Consider the following 23,509-nt stretch of genomic DNA (forward strand, 5'->3'; position numbering starts at 1 on the left):
AGCAGGATCGGACGGCTTTGCCGTCCTGGGAAGGAATTCTGTTTTGCAAAACCGGCGCCGCGAAGCATTTTCATACAGGTGGCCGTTCAACCTATTTTGATGAACCCGCCTGGTGTTGAGATACTTGCCTGGGTGCTCGGTGCCACCGGCAAGGAGAAAGCCAGAACGCCGCACGTCAAGCGTACGGCGTTCCAGCATTTTCCAAGGAAGATCCTGTGCCCCAGCAGCGCCTACTCGGCGGCCAGCGCCAGTGGCGGCCTGTCATTGTCCTGCACGGCCTCATCAGCCGGCTTCCTGCCTTTCTTCGGCTCGCGGCCGAAGAACAGCGCGTAGCCTGCCGGCAGCACCAGGATGGTGAGTACGGTGGCGACGAGGATGCCGCCCATCATGGCGTAGGCGAGCGGTCCCCAGAACACCGCACGCGAGATCGGGATCAGCGCCAGCACCGCCGTCATCGCCGTCAGCACGATCGGCCGGAAACGGCGCACGGCCGAGCCGATGATGGCCTCCGATCGGTCCATCCCCCTGGCGATGTCCTGATCGATCTGGTCGACCAGGATGATCGAGTTGCGCATGATGATTCCGAGCAGCGCGATGACACCAAGGATGGCGACGAAGCCGAACGGCGCGCCGCTGATCAACAGAGCCGCCGCCGCACCGATGATGCCGAGCGGACCGGTGGCCAGCACGAGCATCGCCTTGCCGAAATGCTGCAGCTGGATCATCAGGAGCACGACGATGACGGCCAGCATGATCGGCGCCTTGGCGGCAATCGAGGCCTGGCTTTCGGCGGAATCTTCCGCACCGCCCTGGATCTCGATCTTGTAGCCGGGCGCCAGGCCGGCGCGCATGCCCTGCATGTCATTGTAGAGCTTGGTGACGACATCGTTCGACTGCACGCCATCCGGCAGCGTGGCGCGCACCGAGATGGTCGGCAGGCGGTCGCGCCGCCATTCGACGCCCTGCTCGAGCACCGGCACCACCTTGGCCACCTGCGACAGCGGCACGAAGCCGCCGAAATCGGTCGGGATATAGACCGAGTCGACCGAGGACAGCAGGCTGCGGCTGGCGTCCGGTTCGCGGGCGACGATGGAAACCGTCTCCTCGCCATCACGGAAGTCATCGAGCGGCGCGCCGGACATCGCTGCCTGCAGCATCTGGCGGATGCGTTGCGAGGTGACGCCAAGCGCACGGGCGCGGTCCTGGTCGATGACCAGCTTCATCGCCGGTACCGGCTCCAGCCAGTCGTCATGGACGGCGCCGAGCAGCGGATTTTCGGCGAATTTCGCCTTCACCTGGTCGGCGATGCGGCGCACCTCCTGGCGGTCCGGACCCATGATGCGCATCTGCACCGGCCAGCCGGTCGGCGGGCCGAGGAACAGACGGTCGACCTTGGAACGGATCGAGGGGAAATCCTGCGCCAGGACTGAGCGCAGCTTGAGGATCAGCCGCTCACGTGCCGGCTCGTCATTGGCCATCACCAGAAGCTGCGCATAGTTCGGATTGCGCAATTGCTGGTCGAGCGGCAGGAAGAAGCGCGGCGCGCCTTCGCCGATATAGGTGGCGATGAAGCGCTTGTCCTTGTCGTCCATCATCCGGGCTTCCAGCGCCTTGGCCTGCGTCTCGACCTCCTTGATCGAGGTTCCCTCAGGCAACCAGAGATCGACGAGGATTTCCGGCCGCGAGGATTGCGGGAAGAAGTTTTGTGGGATGAACTGGAACGCCCACAGGCTGGTGGCGAAGGTGACCAGCGTCATCACCAGAACGATGATGCGGTGGCGCACCGCCCAGCCGACCGTGGCGCGCAGCCGCCGGTAGAAGCCGGTGTCGAAGGCGTCATGATGGTTGCCGGCATGCTTGCGCTGCTTGAGGATCATGTAGCCCAGCCACGGCGTGAAATAGACGGCGACGAACCACGACACGACGAGCGCGATGCCGACGACATAGAACAGCGTGCGCACATATTCGCCTGCGGTCGAGGCGGCGAAGCCGACCGGGATGAAGCCGGCGATGGTGATCAGCGTGCCGCTCAGCATCGGGAAGGCGGTCGAGGAATAGGCGAAGCTCGCCGCCTCGATCTTGACCAGCCCCTCCTCCAGCTTGCGCTCCATCATCTCGACGACGATCATGGCGTCGTCGACCAACAGCCCGAGCGCGATGATCAGGGCGCCGAGCGAAATGCGCTGCAGATCGATGCCGAGCTCGTACATGATGGCGAAGGTGGCGGCCAGCACCAGCGGAATGGCGATGGCGATGACCAGGCCGGAACGCCAGCCGATCGACAGCAGCGAGACAGCAAGCACGATCAGCAGCGCCTCGCCGAGCGCCTCCATGAACTCGTTGACGGCGTCCTTGACAACCTCGGGCTGGTTGGAGATCTGGTCAACCGCAACGCCGTAGGGCAGCGCTTCCTCGAAGCGCTTGTAGGTCGCCTCGACATCCGTGCCGACGTCCCTGACGTTGAAACCCTTGGCCATGACGACGCCGACCTGGACGCTTTCGTGGCCGTTGAAGCGGTACTTGCGCTGATAGGGATCTTCGAGACCGGAACTCACGGTGGCAATATCGCCAAGACGTGTCACCTGACCACCGGCGCGCAGGCGCAATTCCCTGATGTCGGCAGCCCTGGTGACATCGCCCTCGACCGAGATGCGCACCGAGCGCAGGCCGGTGTCGACGGAGCCCGCCGGATCGACATTGTTCTGGCCCTTGATGGCGTTCTGCAGGTCGGTCAGCGTCAGGCCGCGTTCGGCCAAGGCCTTGGACGAGACGTCGATATAAAGCTTCTCCGGCTGGTCGCCGATGATGACGGCCTTCTCGACGCCCGGCGTCGTCAGCAGCATGTCGCGAGCCTGGGTGGCGAATTTCTTCAGCTCCGGATAGCTGTAGCCATCGCCGCCGATCGAGTGCAGGGTGATGAAGGTGTCGCCGAACTCGTCGTTGAAATAGGGCCCGAGCAGGCCTTGCGGCAGGTCGCCGGAGATGTCGCCAACCTTCTTGCGCACCTGGTAGAAGGCGTCCTTCACCTCCTCTGCATTGGTGTCGCCCTTGATCTGGACGGTGATGATGGCGCTGCCGGCGCGGGTGTAGGAACGGACGAAGTCGAGGTGCGGCGTTTCCTGCAGCTTGCGCTCGATCTTGTTGACGACCTGGTCTTCCATCTCCTGGATCGAGGAGCCCGGCCAGATCGCCTGGACGACCATGACGCGGAAAGTGAAATCGGGGTCTTCCTTCTGGCCCATGCGCATCAGGCCGAGCGCGCCGGCAATGATGATCAGACCGAACAGGAAGCGCGCGATCGAGGGATGGCCGATGGCCCAGCGCGAAAGATTGAAAGGCTGCTTTTCAGTGCTGTCGGTGGCGGTCATCGGCGTCAGTCCAATTCGTTGATCGTGCGCGCATACGCTTTGCATGCAGCTAGGATATTCCGATGCTGGCTTCCGGGCGGCGAGGCTTTCCGAGCGGAGAGACACTCATCGCGGTGGGACGCGCGGATCGATGCGGGGGAACTCGATCTTGGCGTCTCGACCATCGGGCGCTCGCCGCCCGGAAACCCTGAATTCGCTTGCCCAGCCCTTTCGCCGAAGCGACGATCAAGCCGGCTTCATGCCTGCGGTCAGCGCAGGGCCTTTGCGGCATCGCCTTCCGCAGAGGCGGCCTGGACCGCATCGCCGGTCAGCTTGACCTTGAGATTCTCGGTCATGAACTGGGTGCCGGCGGCAACGACGACATCCCCCGGCTTGAGCCCGTCGGCGACGCTGACGCCGTCGGCGGTGAACTCCGCAACCTTGACCAGGCGCTCGTGCACCGTCTCGCCGGCGCGGTCGACGGTCCAGACAATCTTGCGACCATCCTTTTCCGCAAGCGCGCTGAGCGGGATCGACACCATCTCCTGCTTCTTGGCCACCGAGGCCTCGATGTTGGCGGTCATGCCAAGCAGCACGCGCGGGTCGTCGGGCAGCGAGACGCGGACGGCAAAGGTGCGCGACTGCTGGTCGGCGCTGCCGGCGACTTCACGCACTTTGCCGGAGAGCGCCAGCGCGTCATCGGACCAGAAGCTGGCCTTGACGTCCTTTCCCGGCTTGAAGGCGGCGATGTCCATTTCGGGAACCGCGATCAGCACTTCCTTTTCGCCGTCGACGGCAACGGTCATCACAGGCGTTCCGGCGCCGACCACCTGGCCGACATCGGCCGAGACCGCCGTGACGATGCCGTTCTCGCTCGCCTTGAGATCGGTGTAGACGACCTGATTCTGCGCCTGGGCAAGGGTAGAGCGGGCGGCATCGCGCGTCGCTACCGCCTGGTTGTAGCTCAGCGTCGCCTGTTCGAGCTGCGACTTGGAGGTGAAGTTCTTGGCAAAAAGCTGTTCGGCGCGCTTGCGGGACAGATCGACCGTCTCGACCTGCCGCTCGGCGGCGTCGAGGCTGGCCTTGGCGCTCTTGACCGACAACTCATAGTCCGTGGGATCGATACGGGCTAGCACATCGCCTGTCGTCACATGCTGGCCGATGTCGACCAGACGCTCAGTGACCTTGCCCGAGATGCGAAAGCCGAGGTTCATTTCGGTACGGGCTCGCACCGAGCCGGAATAGGTGAGTTCGCGACTCTTTTCGGCCTGGCCGATCTCGACCACCTTGACCGGACGGATGATGTCCTGGACCTCGGTCTTCTCCTGGCTGCAGGCGGCGAGCCCGAGCGTGGCGACGATCAGGCCGGCGACCGGCAGCTTGCGGATGATGGAACTGGACAAAGACACTTTCGTACTCCCGACTGGAGATGAACGGTCGACACCGGCGCCCGGCGGGCGGCGGCTATTACTTCAGAGCCTTGATCGCGTAATCGATGAGATCGTCGGGCATCGCCCGATTGGTCTTGGCAAGGCACTGCGCCACCATTTGCGGGTGGCACAGAATGACGGTGGCGGCGCCGAAGCAGCGCGATGCGATGACCGGATCCTGGTCGGCAAACTCGCCGGCCTCGATGCCCTCGCGGATGACCTCGGCAAACAGGTCGTGAATGCTGTCGATATGCTTGTCGATGACGCCCCAGTCGCGCTCGAGCGCGACGATGACCATTTCGTGGACCTTCTGGTCGTCGAGCATGACTTCCAGCGTCATCTTGTACTGCGCATGCACGTAGCGGCGCAGCCGCTCCTCGGCGCTGATCGGCAACCGGGAAATCTCGTAGGCCATGTTGTAGCTGGCGAGGAGCATGCGGCCGCAAACGGCCTGGTGGATTTCGACCTTGGATGCGAAGAAACGGTAGATATTGGCCGGCGACATGCCGAGTTCGCGGGCGATGTCGGCGACATTGGTCTTGCCGTAACCATAGTGCCGGAACAGGCGTTCGGCACAGTCGAGAATGCGGGTGACATTCTCCTGGCGGGTGGAGTCGGCCATTATGCTGGCGGCTTCGGACATGGCTCTCTGTCGATTTATGAGTGACGAATTTCAACTTTCGTCAGTCGTAAATCGAAAAGAGGGAAGTGTCAATGCGAATTCGACGTACGCGTATAATTTGGTGACAGAGGGTGACAGAGGGTGTGCGCGAACTCGACCTTGCGCGTGCCGTTGCGCTCTGGAACTAAGATCCCTTCGCCATTTCCCGCAGCTGAAACTTCTGGATCTTCCCCGTCGATGTCTTCGGGATCTCGGCAAAAATCACCGCCTTCGGCACCTTGAAGCGGGCGAGCAGCGCGCGGCAGTGTTCGATGATCTCGGCCTCGCTTGCCACCTTGCCGGGCTTCAGTTCGACATAGGCGACCGGCACCTCGCCCCATTTGTCGTCTGCCTTGGCGACGACGCCGCAGGACGCCACGGACGGGTGTTTGTAGAGGGCTTCCTCGACCTCGATCGATGAAATGTTCTCGCCGCCGGAGATGATGATGTCCTTGGAGCGGTCCTTGAGCTGGATGTAGCCGTCGGGATGCATGACGCCGAGGTCGCCGGAGTGGAACCAGCCGCCGGCGAAAGCCTCGTCGGTCGCCTTCCTGTTCTTCAGATAGCCCTTCATGACAATGTTGCCGCGGAACATGACCTCGCCGATGGTCTCGCCGTCGGCCGGCGTCTTCTGCATCGTCTCCGCGTCCATCACCGTCAGGCCTTCGAGTGCGGCATAGCGCACGCCCTGCCTGGCCTTTCTGGCGCTGCGTTCGCCCTTGTCGAGACCGTCCCAGGCGGTGTGCCATTCGTTGACGACCGCCGGGCCATAGGTCTCGGTCAGGCCGTAGAGATGGGTGACGGCAAAGCCGGCGTCGGCCATGCCTGACAGCACGGCTTCCGGCGGCGGCGCGGCAGCGGTGTTGAAGGTAACGGTCTGCGGGAAGTGGCGCTTGTCCTCATCGCTGGCGTTGATGAGCACCGACATGACGACCGGCGCACCGCAAAGATGTGTGACGCCGTGGTCGGCGATGGCATCGTAGATCGGCTTCGGCCGCAGCCAGCGCAGGCAGACATGGGTGCCGGCCTGGACGGCCATTGTCCATGGGAAGCACCAACCATTGCAGTGGAACATCGGCAGCGTCCACAGATAGACGGCGTGCTTGGCCATGCCGGCATGGATGGTGTTGGTGTAAGCCATCAGGGCAGCGCCGCGATGGTGGTAGACGACGCCCTTCGGATTGCCTGTCGTGCCGGAGGTGTAGTTGAGCGAGATGGCGTCCCATTCGTCGTCGGGCATCGACCAGGCGTAGCCCTGGTCACCGCCGGCGACGAACGCCTCATAGTCGATCGCGCCGATGCGCTCGCCCTTGGGATAGGGTGCATCGGCGGCATAGTCGGGATCGTCATAGTCGATGACCAGCGGCTTCACCTTGGCCAGTGCCAGTGCCTGTTTGACGACAGCAGCGAATTCGCGGTCGACGATGAGCACCTTGGTCTCGGCATGGTCGAGCTGGAACGCGATGACGGCGGCATCGAGCCTTGTGTTGAGCGAATGCAGCACCGCTTTGGCCATCGGCACGCCGAAATGCGCCTCCAGCATGGGGGGCGTGTTGGACAGCATGACGGTCACCGTATCACCCTTGCCGATGCCGCGCTTCGACAGAGCCGAGGCGAGCTTCAGCGAGCGCTGCCAGAAGGTGCGATAGGTGATGCGCTGGCTGCCATGGATGATGGCGACATGATCGGGATAGGTGCTTGCCGCCCGCTCCAGATAGGTGAGCGGCGTCAGCGGCTGATGGTTGGCGGCGTTCTTGCCGAGATCCTGCTCGTAGGGACTGCCCATCCCGTGCTCCCCGAATTTTCATTGTTGAGAACTTCTAACCACAGGTTCCCGCCACGTCACCATCGGCGATTCCCGACCGGGCACATTTGGCGCAATGATCGTCCAGATTCGATGGGCAAAGAGGTATCGTGTACCCACGCCAGTTTGACTTTTGTCGAGAGCCGTGAATAATGTCAGCCGAGGAGACGGCATGGCGATCCGACCGGCAGAACAGCTTATCCACAAGGCCGCATGGCTCTATTATGCCCATGGCCTGCGCCAGGACCAGGTCGCCAGCCAGCTTAACATCTCCCGCGCCTCGGTCGCCATGTATTTGCGCAAGGCGCGCGAGACCGGCATCGTCAACATCTCGACCTCGACGCAGCTGTTCACCGACGACGTGCTTGCGCGCCAGCTCGAGGACGCGCTCAAGCTTGATGCGGTGTGGATCGCGCCGGAGAATGCCTATGTCGTCGACCCTTCGACGGACGTTGCGGTGCTGGCGGCGGGCGTCTTTCTCGAACTGGTCAAGAAGGGCGACCGGATCGGCGTCGCCTGGGGCCGCACCGTCTACACCATCGCCGACGTCATGTCCTATGCCGACCTGCAGGACGTCACCGTTGTGCAGCTCTGCGGCAATCTCGGCGCGCCCTACTCCTACCGTCCCGACCAGTGCACGATGGAGATCGCCCGGCGGCTCAACGCCAAGGGCCTCAATTTCTACGCGCCGCTGGTGCTGACGACGGAATTGCTGGCGCATGGGCTGCGCGCCGAACCGGTGATCCGCGAACAACTGGCCGATATTGCAAACTGCGATCTGGCGCTCTATTCGGTAGGCACGGTCGATGGCGACAGCCATGTCGTCAAATGCGGCGCGCTCAGCCCCGGCGAGATGGGGCTGTTGCGCGAAGCGGGCGCCGCCGGCGTGGTTGCCGGCCAGATCATCGATGCCGCCGGCAAGGCGCTCGACTGCAGCTACAACCGCCGCGTCATCTCGGCCTCGCTGTCGTCACTGCGCCAGATCGAAAAGCGGCTGATGGTGGTGCAGGAAGACAGCAAGTTCGAACCGCTGCTCGCCGCGCTCGCCGGCGGGCTCTGCACGCATCTCGTCGTCGGCGCCAGCATGGCGCGGCGGCTGCTCGACCATGCCGGAGCCAGTGCGGGGGCAAAAAAGGCTTCCTGACCAACGAAATCCCAGCAGCCGGCGCATTGTCATCAAGGCGTCGCGGTACTCCTGTTCACAGCAACATCAAAGACAGCAAAGCGGACATAGCGACATGAAGAACCTTTGGAATGACGGCGACGCGGAAAGACTGGTTGCCGACTATGCGAAAAAGGGCATTGCCCGCGACCTCGCGCTGCGCGTCTACACGACCCGGCTGCTCGGCGGCGAGCCGCGGCTGGTGCTGCATGGCGGCGGCAACACCTCCTGCAAGACCAAGGCCACCGATCTCGTCGGCGACGAATGGGATGTGCTGTGCGTCAAGGGCAGCGGCTGGGACATGGGTGTGATCGAGCCGCAAGGCCTGCCGGCGGTCAAGCTCGGCGCGCTGCTGAAGGCGCGTGCGCTGGCCAGCCTCGCCGACGAGGACATGGTGGCGCTGCAGCGGGCGAACCTCATCGACCCCGCCTCCCCCAATCCATCGGTCGAGACGCTGCTGCACGCCTTCCTGCCGCATAAATTCGTCGACCACACGCATTCGACCGCGATCCTCGCCATCGTCGACCAGGCGGACAGCAAGCCGCTGATCAAGACCGTGTTCGGCGACAAGATGGGGTACGTGCCCTACATCAAGCCGGGCTTCGACCTCGCCAAGGTGGCCGCCGATGTCTACGACGCCGACCCCAGCGTCGAAGGCCTGATCCTCGACAAGCATGGCATCTTCACCTTCGGCGACGATGCCAGGCAGGCTTACGACCGGATGATCCACTATGTGAACGTGGCCGAGGACTATGTCGCCAAGCACGGCAAGCCGCAGCCGGCCAAGGTCACGCTGCCGGCAAAGCTGGCGACGCCCGCGGCAATCGCGCCCATGCTGCGCGGCGCGGTGGCGGTATCGCGTGGCGAAGGCCGCTTCGATCGCATGATCAGCGACTTCCGCACCTCGGATGCCATTGTCGATTTCATCAATTCGGCCGGCATCGCCGACTATGCCGCACGCGGTGTGTCGACGCCGGACCTGTCGATCCGCATCAAGACCGGGCCGATGGCAGTTCCGGCGCCAGACGCCGACAAGGCCGGCGACTACAAGGCCGTCATCAAGAGCCATGTCGAGGCCTTCGCCAGCGACTATCGCGCGTATTTCGAAACCAACGACGCGCTGGACGACGTCGAGCGCACCATGCTCGACCCGATGCCGCGGCTGACGCTGGTGCCGGGCCTCGGCATGTTCGGCCATGGCCGCACGCTGAAGGATGCGAAGATCGCATCTGATGTCGGCGAGATGTGGATCGAGGCGGTGCGCGGCGCCGAGGCCGTCGGCAGCTTCCATCCTCTATCGAAGGCCGACCTCTTCCCGCTGGAGTACTGGTCGCTTGAGCAGGCCAAGCTCGCCTCCAACAAGCCGAAGCCGCTGACCGGCCAGGTGGTGCTGATCACTGGCGGCGCCGGCGCGATCGGTGCTGCGACGGCAAAACTGTTCGCCGCCAATGGCGCGCATGCCGTCGTCGTCGATCTCGATGCGGCCAGGGCGGCCGAGGCGGCAAAGGCAGCCGGCAACAATTCGATCGGCGTCGGCGCCGACATCACCAACCCGGCCGAGCTGCGCGCCGCCTTCGACAAAGCTGTCGCTGTCTATGGCGGCGTCGACATCCTGGTCTCCAACGCCGGTGCCGCCTGGGAAGGCCGCATCGGCGAGCTCGACGACGCGCTGCTGCGCAAGAGTTTCGAGCTCAACTTCTTCGCCCACCAGTCGGCGGCGCAGAACGCGGTGCGCATCATGCTGGAACAGGGCACCGGCGGTGTGTTGTTGTTCAACACCTCCAAGCAGGCGGTCAACCCGGGTCCGAAATTCGGCGCCTATGGTGTGCCGAAGGCGGCGACGCTGTTCCTGTCCCGGCAATATGCGCTCGACTACGGCGCGCACGGCATCCGCTCCAATGCGGTCAACGCCGACCGCATCCGCTCCGGCCTGTTGACCGACGCCATGATCGCCAGCCGTTCCGGCGCGCGCGGCGTGTCGGAGAAGGAATACATGTCGGGCAATCTGCTCGGACAGGAGGTGACGGCAGAAGACGTGGCGCAGGCCTTCCTGCACCAAGCATTGGCCGAACGCACCACCGCCGATGTGACGACGGTCGACGGTGGCAACATCGCCGCAGCGCTGCGCTAGACATAGACCTGGAGCGGTTCATCGTTCACCAAAACGACGAACCGCTCTCCCACCTGAAGGACTCCAGGCGGAGAACTGCTTTTGCAGGTCGTGCTGAAAAACTGCTCGAACTGGTCAAAATCCACTCCAATCCTTGGCCTATTGCTCGACCACTTTAGGGCGCGCCTTGTGTTTCGCATGCGAGCTCCGACCCTGATCCTTGGTGGAGTTGTCGATGGCTGCGAAGAGACTTCGTGTCGGCGTGCTGTTCGGCGGGCGCTCCGCCGAGCATGAGGTTTCGCTGCTTTCGGCAACCATGTCATGCGTACTCTGGATCGGCGAAATACGACTCCGTTCCCACCTTCGTCACCCGCGAAGGCCAATGGCTGCTGAGCGATTTCAAGGACGGCGCGCTGGCGACACCGTCTGATGGGACGCAGCTTTGCCTGCCGCCGGGCGGGCATGGCGGATGCTGGCGATCCCGCCAAGGGCGCCGCATGACCTGCCTGCCATCGAATATGGTGTTCCGGTGCTGCACGCCTGCATGGCGAGGACGGCGCGGTGGCTGGTGCGCGTCGGGCGGTCATGATGCAGGGGCAGATTCCTAACAGATATTGTTAGATCTTGTTGGCTGCATTATAATGTGGGTATGAAAAACGAACCTATGCGCACCCTCACCATATCCCTTACCGCGCAGCAGATAGCTCGCCTGCAAAGCGCTATCGAAGGTGGCGGTTATGCTTCCAACAGCGAGATTGTCCGCGACGCCCTGCGCTTATGGGAGCAGCGCGAGGAATTGCGCACGCTCGAACTCCAGCACTTGAAGCGGGCCTATGCCGACGGGATGGGCAGCGGCAAGCCAGTGGCTGTCGACCCCACCGAGTTCATCGGCAGCCTGAAGGCAGAACGCCGCGCCCGTGGCTAGCTATAGGCTCACACCGCGCGCTTCGCAGGATTTGCGAGACATCTGGCACACCATCGCCGCCGACAATGAAAAGGCAGCAGACAGACTGTTGATGCGCATTTTCGAAAGACTGGAGCTGGCGGCGCAGCACCCCAAGATGGGCAGCGCACGGCCCGAGTTAAGCGCAACGGCCCGCGTGCTCGTCGAAGGCCGCTATATCATCATCTACGAGCCGCAGCCCGATGGTGTTATCGCTGTGGCGATTGTCCACGGGATGCGCGATCCAGACCATTGGTTGTAGGCCGGCAGGCTTACGATCAATATGAAAAGAGCGGCCCATGCCGCCCTTCGCATCTATCAGATGTCCGATCCTACTTCGCGTTCGGGTTCGGCATCCAGGCCGGCATGGCGACATCGGCATGGGCGAATTGCGGCAGCTTGGCCGACAGGTCCTCCATGTTCTTGATGTCCTTGTCGATCAGGTCCTTCTGGGTGATCAGCGTCGGCGGCACGATGACGTTGTGGCCGGGATCTTCACCGGCGAGCAGCTGCGCCAGCGCGCGCACCGAGACCTGGCCGACGACGGCAGGGTTGGTGGCGGCGGTGGCGGCCCAGGCGCTGTCGGTCTCGCGCATGGCCGCGATGTCCGAGGTAGAGATGTCGGCGGAGTAGATCTTGATCTTCTTGTTCAGCCCCGCCTCGTCGACGGCGATCTTCACACCCTTGGCGAACTCGTCATAGGGCGCGAACATCACATTGATGTCGGGATGCGCCTGCAGCACCGAGCGCGCCTGGTTGGCGACCGAGTTGGCGATCGGGTTGTCGAGCGTGCCGAACATCGCGACTTCCTTGATGCCGGCATGTTTCTTCTTCACGTCGACCCAGGTCTCGTTGCGGCGGTCGAGCGGCGCGATGCCGGCGACATAGACATAGCCGGCGTTCCAGCTCTCGCCATTGTCCTTGACCGCCTGCTCGAGCGCCAGGCGCGCAAGGTCCTTGTCGGACTGTTCGATCTGCGGGATCTTGGGGTTTTCGACATTGACGTCGAAGGCGACGACCTTGATGCCGGCATCGACCGCGCGCTGGGCGGCGTCCTTCATCGATTCCGTTAGGCCGTGCTGGATGATGATGCCCTGCACGCCGAGTGCGATGGCCTGGTCGACCATGTCGGATTGAAGGGCGGCGTCCTGGCGGCTGTCGAGCACGCGCAGATCGATGCCGAGCGCCTTGGACTGGGACTCGACGCCCGAGAGATAGGCCTGGAAGAAATCGCCGGTCGAGAGATAGCGCACCAGCGCGATCTTGACGCCGGGCTTGTCGAACGGCGCCGGCTTGTCGGCGGCAAAGGCCGGGACCTGCATCAGCATTGTTGCGCCGGCCAATCCGAGCGCGACCTTCCCCAAAAGTCGTCTTGTGATGTTCACGTTCTTTCCTCCGTTTGTTGAACCCAAAACTGTCCCGGCAGCCATTCTATCTCCTGCCCCGGCCGGAAAGGGCGAAGGTAAAGACAAGGGCGACGACGAGAACCACGCCCTTGACGAAATCCTGCGTGTAGTAAGGCGCGTTCATCATCGTCAGGCCTTGCAGCAGGATGCCGACGAACAGCGCGCCGATGGCGGTGCCGAAGGCGTTCGGCTTGGCGGCGCCGAGCACCGCGTAGCCGATCAGCGCCGCGGCAACCGCATCGAGCAGCAGATTATTACCCGACGCGATGTCACCGCGTCCAAGCCGTGCGGCCAGCAAAATCCCGCCGATCGAGGCAAAAACTCCTGAAATGACGTAGGCCCAGATTTTGTATGCCTTGACAGGCGCGCCGGCGAGTTCGGCGGCCCGTTCATTGCTGCCCACGGCATACATCATGCGGCCGAAGCGTGTGTATTCGAGGAAGAACCAGATCAGCACGGCGAGCACGATCAGCACGACCACCGAGACCGGAATGAGGTTCGGGATGAAGAAGTCGAAGCGGTGGCGGCCGAGCGCCAGGAAGGCGTCGGAGAATTTGCCGTTGGCGACCGAGCCGTCCGGCATTGTCATACCGGTGGCGATGGAGCGTCCTTCAGTCGGGATGCGCTGGAGGCCGACGAGCAGGAACATCATGCCGAGCGTCGCCAGCAGATCGGGCACGCGCATATAGACGATCAGCCAGCCATTGATGAGGCCGACAAGGGCGCCGATGAGCAGGCAGATGAGGACAGCGACGACAACGTTCTGCTCCAGCACCACCATGACATAGGCAGCCGCCATCATGGCCGATGTGGCAACCGAGCCGATCGAGAGATCGAAGCCGCCGACAACCAGTGTGGCGGTGACGCCCAGCGCCAGCACGCCGGTGATGGCGACCGACTGGAAAATGAAGACGGCACTTTGCGGCGAGACGAACCCGTCGGCGGCGATGGCGAAATACGCGATCAGCCCGAACAGAAGCACGATGAACCCGTAGCGGATAGCGTAATCGCGCAGCGTCATTCAGCGCCCGCCGTCAATACCCAACTCAAACCCGTGCACTCCATTCCAACCCTCAGTTCTTCAATCATCGTGGCTCAGGCCGCACTGTGCAACGGCCCGCCCGCGACTTCGGCCAGCAGACGGTCGAGATCGACATCGGCGTTGCGGTGTTCGCCGACGATGGTCTGCTCGGACATCACCAATATGCGATCGGCCGTCTCCAGTGCCTCGTCGAGTTCGGTGACGAACAGCAGCGTGGCGCGGCCATTGGCGCTTGCCCTCAGCTTGGCGGCGATGTCGCGCCTGGCGGAGATATCGACGCCCTGGAACGGTTCGTCGAGAATGAACAATCGGGCGTCCTGCGCCATCCAGCGGGCCACCATCACCTTCTGCTGGTTGCCGCCCGACAGAGTGGTCATCTCGTCCTTCTCCGAGCGGCAGACGATGCCGAGATCCTCGATCTGCCGGCGGGCAATAGTGCGTTCAAGGCCGCGTTTGAGAACTGAAAAGCGCGACATGCGCTTGTGGAAGGGCAGGCTGATGTTTTCCTGGATGTTGAAGCCGCCGACGATGCCGTTTTCGCCACGGTCCTTGGCGACCAGAAACACGCCGGCGGCGATGGCTTCGCCGGTCGACGCGGGCGCATAGGGCTTGCCATATAAAGTCATCGTACCGGACAGCGGCTTGCGCAAGCCGAACAGCGTCTCGGCGAGCGCGGTCTTGCCGACGCCAACGAGGCCGGTGATGGCAACGACCTCGCCGTCGCCGAGCGTCAGCGAGAATGGCCGGGCACCAGGGGCGATGCGCAAGGCATCGACGGTCAGGATCGGCTTGGCAGAACTCCTGGCTTCGATGCGGTCAAGATGGATCTTGCGGCCGAGCATGGCGTTAACGGCGCCCTCATAGTCGAGAGGCTCGCTGTCGAAGACGCCTGAGATGACGCCATCGCGCATCGAGACGATGCGGTCGGCAAGCCGCCTGATATCCGACATGCGGTGCGAGATGTAGAGGATGGCGACGCCTTGCTCGCGCAGCCGGTCGAGCAGGGCGAACAGCCGGTCCGCCTCGGCGCTGGACAGTGAGGAGGTCGGCTCGTCGAGGATCAGCACTTTCGGCTGGTGCGCCATGGCGCGCGCGATGGCCACCATCTGGCGATCGGCCAGCGACAGATCGCTGATGCGGGCCTTGAGGTCGATGGCGAGCCCCATGCGGTCGGCCACCGCTTTGGCTTCGCGGCGCACCCGGCCGGGGTTGAACAGCAGCGGCGCGCCCTTGCCGCTCAACCTATCCAGCGTCAGATTGGTGGCGACATCGAGATCGGCGACGACGCCGTCATTGATGTTTTGATGCACGGTGACGACGCCTGCGCGGATCGCCTCGGCCGGCGTGTTCGGCGCGAAATCATGACCGGCCAGGTGCATGGTGCCGCCGGCATGGTCGTAGACGCCGCTGATAATTTTCACGAGGGTGGACTTACCGGCGCCATTGGCGCCCATCAGCACGGTGATCTCACCGGCATGCAGTTCGAGCGAGACGCCGCCAAGCACCTCGATATGGCCGAAGGACTTCCTCAGCCCGTCCACGCGGAACACGGCATCATTGCCCATTCGTTTCCTCCCTGACCATGACGCTATGGGCTACGTCATCAATTGTCAACTCGATTGACAATTGCCAGTCAGCTTCCTAGCTTGGCCTCACCGCCATCGCTCCACTATGATTGAGCGAGCAAGCGGGAGGGTGAGGAATGACTGCGAAATTGCCGTTCGAAGCACTGTCGGTGGAGACGCTTGCAACGCGCCTCGGCACGAACGAAGCGCTGTGCGCAAAAATCGGCCCCGATACCGGTGCCTGGAAGGTGCGCGAGGTCGGCGACGGCAATCTCAACCTCGTCTTCATCGTCGAGGGCGTGTCGGGTGCGGCCGTGGTCAAGCAGGCCCTGCCCTATGTTCGCCTCGTCGGCGACAGCTGGCCGTTGCCGCTCAAACGCTCCTTCTTCGAGTATCACGCGCTGACGCGGCAAGAGGCGCGCGCGCCGGGTTCGGTGCCGGCGATCCTCCATTTCGACGAAGCCCAGGCGCTGATCATCATGGAATATCTGGCGCCGCCGCACATCATCCTGCGCCGTGCCCTGATCGGCGGCCGCGAGTTGCCAAATATCGCCCGCGACATCGGCCTGTTCATGGCCCGCACTTTGTTCCGCGGCTCCGATCTCTCCATGCCGACCAAGGACCGCAAGGCCGACCTGGCGCTGTTCGCCGACAATGTCGAGCTCTGCGGCATCACCGAAGACCTGGTGTTTTCCGATCCCTATTTCGACGCCAAGCTGAACCGGCACACCTCGCCGCAGCTCGACGGCCTGGTCGCCGAGCTGCGCGCCGACCGCGACCTCAAGGTCGAGGCGCAGCGGCTGAAGCATATCTTCGCCGCCAACGCCGAGACGCTGCTGCATGGCGACCTGCATTCGGGCTCGATCATGGTCACCGACACCGAGACGCGGATGATCGATCCGGAATTCGCCTTCTACGGTCCGATGGCCTTCGACGTCGGCATGCTGCTCGCCAATTTCTGGATGTCCTACTTCTCGCAGCGCGGCCATGAACACAAGGGCAAGCGTGACGCCATGCGTGCCTATCTGCTCGGGGTGACCAATGACACCTGGACGGTGTTCCGCGCCGAGTTCTCGCATCTATGGCGCACCGAGCGCACCGGCATGCTTTACCAGAAGAGCCTGTTCGAGGATCAGGGCGACATTCTCGCCTCGGAGCAGGCGCTCGACCATGTGCTGCACCAGATCTGGACCGACCTCTTGGGCTTTGCCGGCATCGAGGTGCACCGGCGCATCCTCGGCCTCGCCCACAATGCCGATTTCGAGACCATCGAGGACGAGGATCTGCGAGCCTCCTGCGAGGCCAAGGCGCTGAAATTCGGCCGTCACATCGCCGTCAACCGGCGCCAGATTCACGGCATGGACGAGGTCAATAATCTGGCCGCTTTGATCGAACGGGAGAGCAGGATTTGAACGTCGGCGAGCGCCACTACCGCACCATCTGGCTGAGCGACGACCAGCGTTCGGTCGAGATCATCGACCAGCGCTGGCTGCCGCACGAGTTCCGGGTCGAGACGATCGGGAGCGTTGCCGGCATCGCCACCGCGATCCGTGACATGTGGGTTCGTGGCGCGCCGCTGATCGGCGTCACCGCGGCCTACGGCGTCGCCATCCAGATGGCGGACGATCCGTCTGACGAAGCGCTCGACGCGGTCTGGGAGACGCTGCACAAGACGCGGCCGACTGCGATCAATCTACGCTGGGCACTGGACGAGATGCGGCGGTTCCTCAGGCCGATCGTATTGGGACAGCGCGCGGAGGCGGCCTATAAGCGCGCCGCGGAAATCGCCGACGAGGATGTCGATCTCAATCGCGCCATCGGCGAGAACGGGCTTGCCATCATCAAGGAGATCGCGGCACGCAAGAAGCCGGGCGAGCCGGTCAACATCCTCACCCATTGCAACGCCGGTTGGCTGGCGACGGTCGATTACGGCACCGCCACGTCGCCGATCTATCTCGCCGTCGAGGCCGGCATTCCGGTCCATGTCTATGTCGACGAGACGCGCCCGCGCAACCAGGGCGCCCAGCTGACCGCCTGGGAGATGGCCGGCCACGGCGTGCCGCACACGCTGATCGTCGACAATGCCGGCGGCCATCTGATGCAGCGTGGCGCGGTCGACATGGTGATCGTGGGCACCGACCGCACCACGGCCAATGGCGACGTCTGCAACAAGATCGGCACCTATCTCAAGGCGCTCGCCGCCTCCGATAATGAGGTGCCCTTCTACGTCGCTCTGCCCTCGCCGACCATCGACTGGACAGTGGGTGATGGCCTCACCGAAATCCCGATCGAGGAACGCTCCGGTGACGAGGTGTCGCTGGTCTGGGGCAAGACGGCGGACGGCAAGATCGCGCAGGTTCGGGTTTCGCCCGAAGCGACGCCGGCGGCCAATCCGGCGTTCGATGTGACGCCGGCACGGCTGGTGACGGGGCTGATCACCGAGCGCGGTGTGGCCAAGGCTTCGCGCGAAGGGTTGAAGGCGATGTTCCCCGAACGCGGATAATCTCCCCCCTTGAGGGGGAGATGTCGCCAAAGGCGACAGAGGGGTCGGCGCGTCCTGACGCGACCTCCCAGCACCGACAGATGATGCTAGCGCTCCAGTCGAACCGACCCCCTCTGGCCTGCCGGCCATCTCCCCCTCAATGGGGGAGATTAGCGCCTCACCGGCTGGCTACCGGATTTCAGCCCTGCAACAAGAATTGCGGCCTCGATGGCCGCTGACGGTTGCGGTTCTGGCGAAATCCGGCCAGAAGCATCTAGGCCGGCAATCGGCCGGCCCGCGACGTTGCGCTTGAAACCAGATACGGGAGACTATTGGGTGGCTCGCATAACACTGAGACAATTGCTCGATCACGCCGCCGAGTACGGCTACGGCGTACCCGCTTTCAACATGAACAATATGGAACAGGGCCTCGCCATCATGGAGGCGGCCGAGGAGACCAAGTCGCCGGTCATCCTGCAGGCCAGCCGCGGCGCCCGCGCCTACGCCAATGATGTGGTGCTGGCCAAGCTGATCGACGCGCTGGTCGAAATCCACCCCGACATTCCGGTCTGCATGCATCTCGACCACGGCAACAACGAAGCCACCTGCGTCACCGCCATCCAGTACGGCTTCACCTCTGTCATGATGGACGGCTCGCTGAAAGAGGACGGCAAGACGCCGGCCGACTATGCCTACAATTCCGGCATCACCCGGCGCGTCGTCGACATGGCGCATTGGGGCGGCGTGTCGGTGGAAGGCGAGATCGGTGTGCTCGGTTCGCTTGAGAGCGGCGGCGGCGAGCAGGAGGACGGCCACGGCGTCGAAGGCGCCATCAGCCACGACCAGCTCTTGACCGATCCGGAACAGGCGGTCGAGTTCGTCAAGGACACCCATGTCGATGCGCTGGCAGTCGCCATGGGCACCAGCCACGGCGCCTACAAATTTTCGCGCAAGCCAGACGGCGCGGTGCTGGCGATGAACGTCATCGAGGAAATCCACCGCCGCCTGCCCAACATGCATCTGGTGATGCACGGCTCGTCCTCAGTGCCCGAGGACCTGCAGGAAATCATCAATAGATATGGCGGCCAGATGAAGCCGACCTGGGGCGTGCCGGTGGAAGAGATCCAGCGCGGCATCAAGCACGGCGTGCGCAAGATCAACATCGACACCGACAACCGCATGGCGCTGACCGGCGCCATCCGCAAGGTGCTTACCGAAAACCCGTCGGAGTTCGATCCGCGCAAATATTTGACGCCGGCCATGGCTGCGATGCGCAAGCTGTGCAAGGAGCGCTTCGAGCAGTTCGGCACCGCCGGCAACGCGCAGAAGATCAAGCCGCTGCCGGTGGCCGAGATGGCCAAGCGCTACAAGTCGGGGAGCCTTGATCCGAAGTTTGGGTGAAGTCCCCTGGCGCCTCTTCCTTCTCCCTTGTGGGGAAGAAAGAAGAGCTATTGACATAAAAAAGGCCGGGCGCGAAAGCGGCCCGGCCAAAAGAAGGTCAAGAACCTTCAGAGGGGAACACCGCTCGGTGGAATGGGAGGAAACCGCCGAACGATAATTCCTATATGCGCGTATTCGCCGCATATGGCGACGAACGGCTTTCTAAAACAACGCGAGATTCGGAAATTTCGTTCTCGTTTTGAAAGATTTCAGCCGGTGAGGCGTCGGTTTCCAGAAGATCGGCATAGTGCCGGCGCGCCACGTCGGGATGCGAGCGCAGGCGGCTCTTCAGCACATTGGTGCCGACATTGCGAAACAGCGGGTTGTCGGGATCGCTGGCCGGCCCCCGCGCCTCGGCCGCTACATCCTCGGGCAGGTCGAGCAGCGGAATCGTGGCGTCGAGCCGGGCGCTGAAGAAGAACGGGACCGAGACGCGCTCGACGCCGGCCGGCGGTGTCACCACACGGTGGACTGTCGCCCGGAGATAGCCGTTCGACGCCAGTTCGAGCAGTTCGCCGATGTTGACCACCAGCGTGTCGGGCAGCGGATCGACGTCGACCCAGGCGCCGTCATATTCGACCTGCAGCCCCTTGTTCTCGTCCTGCAGCAGAAGCGTCAGGAAACCGCCATCCTTGTGCGCGCCGACGCCCTGGTTGTCGCCGGTGGCGTCGCGGCCGGGGTAGCGCACGATCTTCATGCGATGGTTGGGCTCGGCCCGGTAGATCGGATCGAAGGCGTCCTCGGCCTGGTCGAGCGACAAAGCGAAGGCCCTAAGCAGCCGGATCGCCACCGCGGTCGCCTTGGCCTGCCATGCGAGCAGCGCCGGCTTCAGCTCGGGCAGCGTGGCCGGCCACTGGTTGGGCCCTTGCAGCCGCGTCCAGGCGGGCACGCCGGGGCCTTGTTCGATGGCCGCGCGTTCGACGCCGATGTCGAGCTGTTCGCGCCAGTCGGCCTTGCCTTTGGTCAGCTCGCCGCCGGCGCGCGTGTAGCCGCGGAACTGCGAGGACTTGACCATTTCAATTGCCAGTTTGTCGGCTTCCGGCAGGGCAAAGAAGCGGCGCGACGCGTCGAGCACTTCTGCGGTATCCGCAGCCGATATGCCGTGGCCGGTCAAATAGAAGAAGCCGACATCGCGCGCGGCCGTGCGCAGGTCGAAGAGAAACGTTCGCCGTTCCGAAGCGCCCTGCTCGAGGCGGCCGAGATCAAGCACGGGTACGATCCTGGGCATGGTCAAGCTCCTTGTTTCGCTGTCACGGTGGCACGCAGGCCGGTCCGATCAAAGCAACGCGCAATCCAATCTCGGCCCCGATAGAGAAAGCCGACGCTGCGTTTGGCAGCCTGCCGGCAAATAACGTTCGTGGCCGCTCATCCGCGCCGGTCCAGCCTGGCGACCAGCCGGTCGCCGACCCACTGGATGCCGCAAACGAGAATGATCAGCACAATGACCACGGCGACCATGACGCTGGTCTCAAAACGCTGGTAGCCATAGCGGATGGCGAGATCGCCGAGCCCGCCGGCACCGATGGCGCCGGCCATGGCCGAAGCGCCGATCAGCGTTACCAGCGTCACCGTGAAACCGGCGACGATGCCGGGCAAAGCTTCGGGCACCAGCACCTCGCGGATGATCGTCCAGCGGTTGCCGCCCATGGCGCGCGCCGCCTCGATCAGGCCGCGATCGACCTCGCGCAGCGACACTTCGGCGATGCGGGCATAGTAGGGCGTCGCCGCAATCGACAACGGCACGATCGCCGCCCAGGTGCCGATCGAGGTGCCGACGATCAGCCGCGTCACCGGGATCAGCGCCACCAGAAGGATGATGAAAGGCACCGAGCGGAAGCCGTTGATGACGGCGCCGAGCGCGCGGTTCACCCACAGGCTTTCGGCAATGCCGCCGCGCTCCGTGGCAATCAATGCCAGGCCGAGCGGCAGCCCGAAGACGAGCGAGATGAGGCCCGATGCCGCCGTCATCAGGACCGTCTCCCAGATCGAGCGCAGCAGAAGTTCAAACAGAACCGGCGACATGGCCAAGCACCTCCACCCGTGCGTCGCGGGCCTTCAGGAATGCGATTACTTTCGACAGATGTTTCGGATCGTTGCCCGCGACCGCAAGGAACAGCGTGCCGACCGGCTGCTGCTGGACATGGTCGATGCCACCATGGACGAGGCGGAACGGCCCCGGCACCGCCACCGCAAGATCGGACAGCAGCGGACCGCGCGCGGCCTCACCTGCGACGTCGACCCTGAGGATGAGCTCGGCGCCGCCTCCGGGAGCAAGCCGGCCGGCAATCTCGGCCGGCAGTTGCGGGCGGATGCCGCCGAGCAGGCTCCTGGTGATTTCGGAACGCGGCTCGGCAAAGACCGACCACACCGGGCCTTGCTCGACGATGCGCCCGGCATCGATCACCGCGACGCGGTCGGCGATCGAGCGGATCACCTCCATCTCGTGGGTGATGAGCAGGATGGTCAGGCCGAGCTGCCGGTTGATGTCTTTCAGCAAGGCCAGGATGGAGCGCGTCGTCTCCGGATCGAGCGCTGAGGTCGCCTCGTCGGACAGCAGCAGCGCTGGCCGCGCGGCCAGCGCCCTGGCGATGCCGACGCGCTGCTTCTGGCCGCCCGACAGCGAGGACGGATAGGCCTTCGCCTTCTCCGACAGGCCGACGAGGTGGAGCAATTCGGCGGCGCGCGCCAGCCGTTCGGCCTTTGGGCGGCCCTCGATCTTCAGCGGCAGCGCGACATTGTCCTCCGCGGTCTTGGCCGACAGCAGATTGAAGTGCTGGAAGATCATGCCGATGCGACGCCGCAGCGGCTGCAATTCACGCTCGCCGAGCCGGCCGATCTCGCGGCCCTCGATGAAGACGTCGCCGGAGTCCGGCCGCTCCAGCCCGTTGAGGCAGCGGATCAGCGTCGACTTGCCGGCTCCGCTGCGGCCGATGATGCCGAGGATCTCGCCCTTCTTCACCGTCAGCGAGACGCCGTCGAGCGCAGGCGTCGCGCCAAAGCGGCGCTTGAGGTCGACGAGGCGTACGACATCTTCTTGCCCGGCCGATATATTGACCGGACCGGATGCCTCGGCCGTGACGTGCTGGTTCATCTCACTGTCCGTTTCAACGCTCGACAAATGCGACAGCGGCCCGCTCAACAGCGGGCCGCCTGCTCCTGACAACCAGGCGCCAATCAATAGGCGCTGATCCCGGTGCCCTTGTAGACCTTGTCGAACTCGGCCTTGACCGCCTCGTTCTGGTAGGACGCGACCAGCGTCTTCACCCACGCCTCGTTCTCGTTGCCGGATTTCACGGCGATGAAGTTGCGGTAGGGGTTGTCGGCCACTGGCTCCTGGGCGATGCGGTTGTCCGGGCCGAGACCGCTCTTCAGCGCCCAGTCGGTGTTGACGACAGCCGCGTCGAGATCCTCGACCGAGCGGCCGACAATGCCGGCGTCCAGTTCCTTGATGACGACCTTCTTAGGGTTCTCGGCAATGTCGGCGGTGGTCGCCAGGATGCCGGTGCCGTCCTTCAGCTTGATCACGCCTTCGTTCTGCAGAACGCGCAACGCGCGGCCCTCATTCGAGGGGTCGTTGGGCAAGCCGATGACGGCGCCTTCGGGCAGGTCGGCAACCTTGGTGTATTTCTTGGAGTAGAGGCCGATCGGCCAGACGCCGGTGTAGCCGACGCGCACGATGTGGTACCCTTGGGTCTTGATCTGGTTGTCGAGATAGGGCTGGTGCTGGAAGGCGTTGGCGTCGATCTCGCCGCGCTCGAGCGCCTCGTTGGGCTGGGTGTAGTCGTTGAACACCACGGTCTCGACGGTCAGGCCTTTTTCGGCGGCCTGGGCGACGACGACGCGCCAGACATCCTCATCCTCGCCGCTGATGATGCCGACCTTGATAGACTTCTTGTCCTCGGCGAAGGACGGCGTCGGCTGAGCCAGACCGGCAAGCGTGACGGCCGAGGCAAAAAGTGCCGCAAGGGCAGCTCGCCGGCTGATGGCTGAAAAAAGAAGAGAGCTGGAAGCGTTTCCGCGTTCGGACATTGTCGATCCCTCGTAATCCTGAAGTCATTGCGGCGAGGTGGAATACCAAGCCTTGACGACATCATCGGCAATGCTGCTTGCCGGATCA

The 23,509-nt window shown here is 63.8% G+C and carries 18 protein-coding genes and 1 pseudogene; 8 read left to right on the plus strand and 11 right to left on the minus strand.

From position 1 onward, the window contains the following. Positions 1–230: 230 nt before the first annotated feature. The 4 genes from NKJ64_RS04805 to NKJ64_RS04820 form a co-directional block, all read right to left on the minus strand. Positions 231–3,368 (minus strand): efflux RND transporter permease subunit, encoded by a 3,138-nt coding sequence (locus NKJ64_RS04805; protein ID WP_023754045.1) that lies wholly within the window; start codon positions 3,366–3,368, stop codon positions 231–233. Between the two features lie 248 nt (positions 3,369–3,616). Then, positions 3,617–4,756 carry an efflux RND transporter periplasmic adaptor subunit gene (locus tag NKJ64_RS04810; RefSeq protein ID WP_023692166.1) on the minus strand — a complete coding sequence of 380 codons (1,140 nt, stop codon included), beginning with the start codon at positions 4,754–4,756 and terminating at the stop codon, positions 3,617–3,619. 58 nt (positions 4,757–4,814) lie between these two features. Beyond that, on the minus strand, positions 4,815–5,420 hold the full coding sequence (locus tag NKJ64_RS04815) for a TetR/AcrR family transcriptional regulator (protein ID WP_023668564.1): 606 nt from the start codon (positions 5,418–5,420) through the stop codon (positions 4,815–4,817). Between the two features lie 163 nt (positions 5,421–5,583). Beyond that, positions 5,584–7,224 carry an acyl-CoA synthetase gene (locus NKJ64_RS04820; protein WP_352462068.1) on the minus strand — a complete coding sequence of 547 codons (1,641 nt, stop codon included), beginning with the start codon at positions 7,222–7,224 and terminating at the stop codon, positions 5,584–5,586. A 190-nt stretch (positions 7,225–7,414) separates the two neighbouring features. On the opposite strand from NKJ64_RS04820, the gene NKJ64_RS04825 reads away from it, so the two are divergent. From NKJ64_RS04825 to NKJ64_RS04845, 5 genes and pseudogenes are all read left to right on the plus strand, one after another. Beyond that, the gene (locus NKJ64_RS04825) at positions 7,415–8,386 is read left to right on the plus strand and encodes a sugar-binding transcriptional regulator (RefSeq protein ID WP_023668566.1); all 972 of its coding nucleotides are present in this window, start codon (positions 7,415–7,417) and stop codon (positions 8,384–8,386) included. 94 nt (positions 8,387–8,480) lie between these two features. Further along, positions 8,481–10,535 carry a bifunctional aldolase/short-chain dehydrogenase gene (locus NKJ64_RS04830; RefSeq protein ID WP_023668567.1) on the plus strand — a complete coding sequence of 685 codons (2,055 nt, stop codon included), beginning with the start codon at positions 8,481–8,483 and terminating at the stop codon, positions 10,533–10,535. 214 nt (positions 10,536–10,749) lie between these two features. After that, positions 10,750–11,084 (plus strand): annotated as a pseudogene (locus tag NKJ64_RS04835) (D-alanine--D-alanine ligase A); the annotation flags it as partial. Positions 11,085–11,178: 94 nt separating this feature from the next. Continuing rightward, on the plus strand, positions 11,179–11,439 hold the full coding sequence (locus NKJ64_RS04840; protein WP_023692171.1) for a ribbon-helix-helix domain-containing protein: 261 nt from the start codon (positions 11,179–11,181) through the stop codon (positions 11,437–11,439). Next, positions 11,432–11,719 carry a type II toxin-antitoxin system RelE/ParE family toxin gene (locus NKJ64_RS04845; protein WP_023696644.1) on the plus strand — a complete coding sequence of 96 codons (288 nt, stop codon included), beginning with the start codon at positions 11,432–11,434 and terminating at the stop codon, positions 11,717–11,719. Before NKJ64_RS04840 ends, NKJ64_RS04845 begins: the two co-directional genes overlap by 8 nt. A 70-nt stretch (positions 11,720–11,789) precedes the next feature. Here NKJ64_RS04845 and NKJ64_RS04850 read toward each other — a convergent pair whose 3' ends face one another. The 3 genes from NKJ64_RS04850 to NKJ64_RS04860 form a co-directional block, all read right to left on the minus strand. Beyond that, positions 11,790–12,842, minus strand: a complete 1,053-nt coding sequence (locus NKJ64_RS04850; protein WP_023692173.1) for a substrate-binding domain-containing protein — start codon at positions 12,840–12,842, stop codon at positions 11,790–11,792. 46 nt (positions 12,843–12,888) lie between these two features. Then, positions 12,889–13,884 (minus strand): ABC transporter permease, encoded by a 996-nt coding sequence (locus tag NKJ64_RS04855; protein ID WP_023668572.1) that lies wholly within the window; start codon positions 13,882–13,884, stop codon positions 12,889–12,891. A 74-nt stretch (positions 13,885–13,958) separates the two neighbouring features. Then, positions 13,959–15,470, minus strand: coding sequence for a sugar ABC transporter ATP-binding protein (locus NKJ64_RS04860; RefSeq protein ID WP_023735628.1), 1,512 nt, complete (start codon positions 15,468–15,470; stop codon positions 13,959–13,961). 137 nt (positions 15,471–15,607) lie between these two features. Here NKJ64_RS04860 and mtnK point away from each other — a divergent pair, with 137 nt between their 5' ends. The 3 genes from mtnK to fba all read left to right on the plus strand — a co-directional run bounded on the left by mtnK (position 15,608) and on the right by fba (position 19,353). Further along, the gene (mtnK, locus tag NKJ64_RS04865) at positions 15,608–16,882 is read left to right on the plus strand and encodes an S-methyl-5-thioribose kinase (RefSeq protein WP_023735629.1); all 1,275 of its coding nucleotides are present in this window, start codon (positions 15,608–15,610) and stop codon (positions 16,880–16,882) included. Then, positions 16,879–17,973: an S-methyl-5-thioribose-1-phosphate isomerase gene (mtnA, locus tag NKJ64_RS04870; RefSeq protein WP_023668575.1), complete on the plus strand. Its 1,095-nt coding sequence runs from the start codon at positions 16,879–16,881 to the stop codon at positions 17,971–17,973. The genes mtnK and mtnA overlap by 4 nt, the downstream gene beginning before the upstream one ends. Before the next feature lie 315 nt (positions 17,974–18,288). Beyond that, positions 18,289–19,353, plus strand: coding sequence for a class II fructose-bisphosphate aldolase (gene fba / locus NKJ64_RS04875; protein WP_023687044.1), 1,065 nt, complete (start codon positions 18,289–18,291; stop codon positions 19,351–19,353). 160 nt (positions 19,354–19,513) lie between these two features. Here the strand turns inward: fba and NKJ64_RS04880 are convergent, their stop codons facing one another. From NKJ64_RS04880 to NKJ64_RS04895, 4 genes are all read right to left on the minus strand, one after another. After that, the gene (locus NKJ64_RS04880) at positions 19,514–20,620 is read right to left on the minus strand and encodes an isopenicillin N synthase family dioxygenase (protein ID WP_023704826.1); all 1,107 of its coding nucleotides are present in this window, start codon (positions 20,618–20,620) and stop codon (positions 19,514–19,516) included. A gap of 137 nt (positions 20,621–20,757) precedes the next feature. After that, complete coding sequence (locus tag NKJ64_RS04885; protein WP_023668578.1) at positions 20,758–21,414, minus strand: methionine ABC transporter permease; 657 nt, start codon at positions 21,412–21,414, stop codon at positions 20,758–20,760. After that, entirely contained in the window at positions 21,395–22,483 is a 1,089-nt protein-coding gene (locus NKJ64_RS04890; RefSeq protein WP_023735630.1) for a methionine ABC transporter ATP-binding protein, read from the minus strand. Before NKJ64_RS04890 ends, NKJ64_RS04885 begins: the two co-directional genes overlap by 20 nt. 83 nt (positions 22,484–22,566) lie before the next feature. Next, positions 22,567–23,421 carry a MetQ/NlpA family lipoprotein gene (locus tag NKJ64_RS04895; protein WP_023668580.1) on the minus strand — a complete coding sequence of 285 codons (855 nt, stop codon included), beginning with the start codon at positions 23,419–23,421 and terminating at the stop codon, positions 22,567–22,569. Positions 23,422–23,509 lie beyond the last annotated feature (88 nt).

The sequence above is a fragment of the Mesorhizobium sp. M0062 genome (genome assembly GCF_040323125.1).
Lineage (GTDB): Bacteria > Pseudomonadota > Alphaproteobacteria > Rhizobiales > Rhizobiaceae > Mesorhizobium.

What these genes read in the sequence shown, in the direction of transcription:
- NKJ64_RS04805 (WP_023754045.1), bottom strand. Translation starts at nt 3,368, where the DNA reads ATGACCGCCACCGACAGCACTGAAAAGCAGCCTTTCAATCTTTCGCGC.
- NKJ64_RS04815 (WP_023668564.1), bottom strand. Translation starts at nt 5,420, where the DNA reads ATGTCCGAAGCCGCCAGCATAATGGCCGACTCCACCCGCCAGGAGAAT.
- NKJ64_RS04820 (WP_352462068.1), bottom strand. Translation starts at nt 7,224, where the DNA reads ATGGGCAGTCCCTACGAGCAGGATCTCGGCAAGAACGCCGCCAACCAT.
- NKJ64_RS04825 (WP_023668566.1), top strand. Translation starts at nt 7,415, where the DNA reads ATGGCGATCCGACCGGCAGAACAGCTTATCCACAAGGCCGCATGGCTC.
- NKJ64_RS04830 (WP_023668567.1), top strand. Translation starts at nt 8,481, where the DNA reads ATGAAGAACCTTTGGAATGACGGCGACGCGGAAAGACTGGTTGCCGAC.
- NKJ64_RS04840 (WP_023692171.1), top strand. Translation starts at nt 11,179, where the DNA reads ATGCGCACCCTCACCATATCCCTTACCGCGCAGCAGATAGCTCGCCTG.
- NKJ64_RS04855 (WP_023668572.1), bottom strand. Translation starts at nt 13,884, where the DNA reads ATGACGCTGCGCGATTACGCTATCCGCTACGGGTTCATCGTGCTTCTG.
- NKJ64_RS04860 (WP_023735628.1), bottom strand. Translation starts at nt 15,470, where the DNA reads ATGGGCAATGATGCCGTGTTCCGCGTGGACGGGCTGAGGAAGTCCTTC.
- mtnK (WP_023735629.1), top strand. Translation starts at nt 15,608, where the DNA reads ATGACTGCGAAATTGCCGTTCGAAGCACTGTCGGTGGAGACGCTTGCA.
- NKJ64_RS04880 (WP_023704826.1), bottom strand. Translation starts at nt 20,620, where the DNA reads ATGCCCAGGATCGTACCCGTGCTTGATCTCGGCCGCCTCGAGCAGGGC.
- NKJ64_RS04885 (WP_023668578.1), bottom strand. Translation starts at nt 21,414, where the DNA reads ATGTCGCCGGTTCTGTTTGAACTTCTGCTGCGCTCGATCTGGGAGACG.
- NKJ64_RS04890 (WP_023735630.1), bottom strand. Translation starts at nt 22,483, where the DNA reads ATGAACCAGCACGTCACGGCCGAGGCATCCGGTCCGGTCAATATATCG.
- NKJ64_RS04895 (WP_023668580.1), bottom strand. Translation starts at nt 23,421, where the DNA reads ATGTCCGAACGCGGAAACGCTTCCAGCTCTCTTCTTTTTTCAGCCATC.